The organism is Pseudonocardia sp. SID8383, from assembly GCF_009864975.1.
In the GTDB taxonomy this organism is placed as follows: Bacteria; Actinomycetota; Actinomycetes; order Mycobacteriales; family Pseudonocardiaceae; genus Pseudonocardia; species Pseudonocardia alni.
Genome location: NZ_WWFY01001200.1, coordinates 1 through 2,933, shown reverse-complemented (window position 1 = coordinate 2,933; position 2,933 = coordinate 1). Strand labels below are relative to the sequence as shown.

At 76.2% G+C, this 2,933-nt stretch carries 1 protein-coding gene; it reads left to right on the top strand.

The window, feature by feature from the left end; genetic code table 11:
* Positions 1-2,933, top strand: a 2,933-nt coding sequence (locus tag GTW08_RS29160; RefSeq protein WP_161152806.1) for a type I polyketide synthase, incomplete at both ends; no start/stop codon positions are given.

Sequence of the window (2,933 nt, the reverse complement as noted above, 5' to 3'; positions counted from 1 at the left end):
TGTCCCTGCTGCCGCTCGACGAGCGCCCCGCTGCGGGCGCCGCCCCGCTGACCCGCGGCCTCGCCCTGACCGTCGCGCTCGTCCAGGCCCTCGCCGACGCCGACGCCGGTGACAGCACCGGGACGACCGCACGGCTGTGGACCGCGACCCGCGGCGCCGTCTCCACCGGTCCCGCCGACCCGGTCACCCACCCGGTGCAGGCCACCGCATGGGGCCTGGGCCGCAGCGTCGCTCTGGAGCACCCGCGGCTGTGGGGCGGCCTGGTCGACCTCCCGGCCGAGCTGGACCCGCGCAGCGCCCAGCGCCTCGCGGGGGTGCTCGCCGACAAGGACACCCCGGACGGGGAGGACCAGGTCGCGTTGCGCGCCGCCGGTGTGTCCGGGCGCCGGCTCGTCCGGCACACCGTCGACGCGCTGCCGCCCGCCACCGCGTTCACCGCGACCGGCTCGGTCCTGGTCACCGGTGGTACCGGTGGGCTCGGCGCCGAGGTCGCCCGATGGCTGGCCCGCTCCGGCGTGGCCCACCTGGTGCTCACCAGCCGTCGTGGCCCCGACGCACCCGGGGCCGCCGAGCTGCGCGACGAGCTCACCGCGCTGGGCGCCTCGGTCGCGATCGAGGCCTGCGACGTGACCGACCGCGACGCGCTCGCCGCCGTGCTGGACGCCGTACCCGCCGACGCGCCGCTGACCGGCGTCGTGCACACCGCGGGCGTCGGCCACTACGACGCGCTCGACACCCTCGACGTCGAGGGTGTCGCCGCCCGCACGGCCGCCAAGATCGCCGGCGCCGCGCACCTCGACGACCTGCTGGCCGACCGCGAGCTCGACCTGTTCGTGCTGTTCGGCTCCGTCGCCGGGGTGTGGGGGAGCGGCGGGCAGAGCGCCTACGGCGCCGCCAACGCCTACCTCGACGCACTCGCCGCGCACCGCCGCGCCCGCGGCGCCACCGCCACCAGCATCGCCTGGGGCCCGTGGGCCGGGTCCGGCATGGCCACCGAGGAGTCCGTGGCCACGACCCTGCAGCGGCAGGGACTCGGCCTGCTCGACCCCGGCCCGGCCATGACCGAGCTGCGGCGCGCCGTCGTCGACGCCGACACCCAGGTCACCGTCGCCGACGTCGACTGGGACCGCTACGCACCGCTGTTCACCTCGGCCCGGCCGAGCGCACTGATCGCCGGTCTCGCGGACCTCGCGGAGCCGGAGTCCGGCGTCGCCGCCACCGAGATCGTCACCCGGGTCCGCGCCCTCGACGAGCCCGCCGGGATGCGCCTGCTCACCGAGCTGGTCCGCGGTGCGGCCGCGGCCGTGCTGGGCCACGGGTCGGCCGAGTCCGTCGCCGGGTCGCGCGCGTTCCGCGACCTCGGGTTCGACTCGCTGACCGGGGTCGAGCTGCGCAGCCGTCTCGCCGCCGCGACCGGCCTGACGCTGCCCAGCACGCTGGTGTTCGACCACCCGAGCCCGCTGGAGCTCGCCCGGCACCTGCGTGCCGAGATCCTCGGCACCGCGGCGGAGGGCACCGGCCCGGTCGCCGTCGGCGCCGCCGACGCCGAGCCGATCGCGATCATCGGCATGGCCTGCCGGTTCCCCGGCGGCGTCTCCTCGCCGGAGGCGCTCTGGGACCTGGTCACCTCCGGTACCGACGCGATCTCCGACTTCCCGGTCAACCGTGGCTGGGACACCGCCGCGCTGTTCGACCGCGACCCGGACCGCCCCGGGACCACCTACTCCACCCAGGGCGGGTTCCTGCACACCGCCGACGAGTTCGACCCGTCGTTCTTCGGCATCTCGCCGCGCGAGGCGCTGGTGATGGATCCGCAGCAGCGGCTGCTGCTGGAGACCACCTGGGAGTCCTTCGAGCGGGCCGGGATCCGTCCCGACACCGTGCGCGGCAGCCTGACCGGCACCTTCATCGGGTCCAGCTACCAGGAGTACGGCCTGGGTGCCGGTGACGGCGCCGAGGGTCACCTGGTCACCGGCACCAGCCCCAGCGTGCTGTCCGGCAGGTTGTCCTACGTGTTCGGGCTGGAGGGCCCGGCCGTCACCGTCGACACGGCGTGCTCGTCGTCGCTGGTGGCACTGCACCTGGCCTGCCAGTCGCTGCGCAACGGGGAGAGCACCCTCGGGGTCGCCGGCGGCGCCACCGTCATGACCACCCCCAACCCGTTCATCGCGTTCAGCCGCCAGCGCGCGCTGGCCCGCGACGGCCGCTGCAAGGCCTTCTCCGACGACGCCGACGGCATGACCCTCGCCGAGGGCGTGGGCATCGTGCTGGTCGAACGCCTCTCCGACGCCGAGCGCCACGGCCACCCGGTCCTCGCGGTGATCCGCGGCTCCGCCATCAACCAGGACGGCGCCTCCAACGGCCTGACCGCCCCGAACGGGCCCTCCCAGCAGCGGGTCATCCGCCAGGCACTGGCCAACGCCGGGCTCGAGCCCGGCGACGTCGACGCCGTCGAGGCGCACGGCACCGGCACCCCGCTGGGCGACCCGATCGAGGCCCAGGCCCTGCAGACCACCTACGGCCGCGACCGCGACGCGGCGCGCGCGCTGCTGCTGGGCTCGGTGAAGTCCAACATCGGGCACACCCAGTCCGCCGCGGGCGTCGCCTCGGTGATCAAGACGGTGATGGCGCTGCGGCACGGGGTGCTGCCCCGCACGCTGCACGCCGACGAGCCGTCCTCGCACGTGGACTGGTCGGCAGGCAGCGTCGAGCTGCTCGCCGAGCAGACCGCATGGCCGGAGACCGGTCGTCCCCGCCGGGCCGCGGTGTCGTCGTTCGGGATCAGCGGCACCAACGCCCACACCGTGCTGGAGCAGGCGCCCGAGGCCGCCCCGGTGGCCCCCGCGACCCCGTCGGGGCCCGTCCTGCCGTCGGCGCCGGAGCCGGTCCTGCCGTGGGTGCTCGGCGCCCGCGGTGCCGCCGCGCTGCGCGGC